2 protein-coding genes and 1 pseudogene are annotated in these 1,347 nt (G+C 73.0%); 1 reads left to right on the top strand and 2 read right to left on the bottom strand.

The genetic code is table 11. From position 1 onward, the window contains the following. The coding region (locus tag D180_RS08470) for a zf-HC2 domain-containing protein (protein ID WP_043090667.1) at window positions 1–229 on the bottom strand (229 nt) is incomplete at its 3' end. After that, window positions 226–759, bottom strand: coding sequence for an RNA polymerase sigma factor (locus D180_RS08465; protein WP_017907990.1), 534 nt, complete (start codon window positions 757–759; stop codon window positions 226–228). The genes D180_RS08470 and D180_RS08465, both read right to left, overlap by 4 nt. Before the next feature lie 108 nt (window positions 760–867). Between D180_RS08465 and D180_RS08460 the strand changes: the two are divergent. Continuing rightward, window positions 868–1,347 (top strand): annotated as a pseudogene (locus tag D180_RS08460) (peptidase S8); the annotation flags it as partial.

Here is a 1,347-nt window from a genome sequence, read left to right as displayed (position 1 = left end):
TGCCGGCCGGCCGTGCACGCGCGGCGGCGAGCAGGCGCGCGGGTACTGCTTCGTCCAGCACCGGGGCGAAGCCGGCGCGCAGCCGCGCCTGCAGGCTGCGCAGCCGCTCCAGGGCCTGTGCCAGCTGCGGGTCGGTGCGCAACGCCGCTTCCACCTGGGCGGCCTGCGCCGCATCCAGTTCGCCGTCGGCGTAGGCCTGCAGCGTGAGTGCGTCGATCGTGGTGTTCATGCGGTCGCCTCCAGTGACGCCTGCAGGGCTTCGCGCCCACGCGCGAGCCGGCTGGTGAGTGTGCCGAGCGGAATCTCCAGCACCGCCGCGGCATCCTTGTAGGACAGGCCTTCGATCAGCACCAGTGCGATCGCCAGGCGTTGTTCCTCGGGCAGGCCGGCCATCGCGGCCTGCACGGCCATCCAGTCCTGCTGCCGCTCCAGCGGCGTGTCGCCGACGTGTTCGCCCTCGGCGGCATCGACGAAGACCTGCCGCCGTCGCCGCTGCGCCCGCACCTCGTCGATCCAGGCGTGGCGGATGATGCCGTACAGCCAGTACTGCAGCGGCGTCTCCGGCCGCCATTGCCCGGCGCGACGCAGCGCGCGCTCGATCGCGATCTGCAGCAGGTCGTCGGCGTCCTCGCGATGGCCGGCGACGGCACGCGCGAAGCGCCGCAACTGCGGCAGCAGGGTACAGATGCCGTCGCCGACGGCGGCCGTGGGATCGGCGTGCATGTCGGTGATACGTTCGGCGGAGGGGTTTTCTTCCATGGGCGCGGCGCGGCGTTCACCGCGTGTCGGGATGGCAGGATTAGTGTGGCACGCCAACAGGGGCGGACAACGGAGCGGGGCATGGCGACGGGCAGGCGAATGCGCTGGATGGCCGTGGCATGGCTGGCGGTGGCGACACCGGCGTTGGCGCAGCTGGCGCTGCCGTCGGCCGGCGGGCTGGTGCAGGACGTGACCCAGGGCGTGCAGGGCGGCATGAATCGGGTGGGAGAGTCGCTGCAGGACGCGCGCGGCGAGCTCGAACGGCTGCGGCTGAAACGCCTGCAGGCGTTGCTGCGCAGCGATCCGCGCGGGCTGGAGCGCGACGAGGGCGGCGCCGTGGTGATGCGCGGGCAGGTGGTGGCGCTGGAGCCGGAGCCGGCTGCGCTGCAGGCGGCGCAGGCGGCCGGCTTCGCCGTGCTGGAGCAGCGCAGCTTCGGCGAATTCGGCCTGCGCCTGGTGGTGTTGCAGGTGCCGTCGGGCCTGTCCACGCGCCGCGCGCTGCAACAACTGCGCGAGCGCGATCCGCAGGGCGATTACGACTACAACCACGTCTACAGCGGATCGGCGGCGACGCCGCCGGCGCCCGCC

The sequence above is a fragment of the Xanthomonas sp. SHU 166 genome (genome assembly GCF_000364685.1).
GTDB lineage: Bacteria > Pseudomonadota > Gammaproteobacteria > Xanthomonadales > Xanthomonadaceae > Xanthomonas_A > Xanthomonas_A sontii.
This window is presented reverse-complemented; position numbering and strand designations above follow the sequence as displayed.

What these genes read in the sequence shown, in the direction of transcription:
- D180_RS08465 (WP_017907990.1), bottom strand. Translation starts at nt 759, where the DNA reads ATGGAAGAAAACCCCTCCGCCGAACGTATCACCGACATGCACGCCGAT.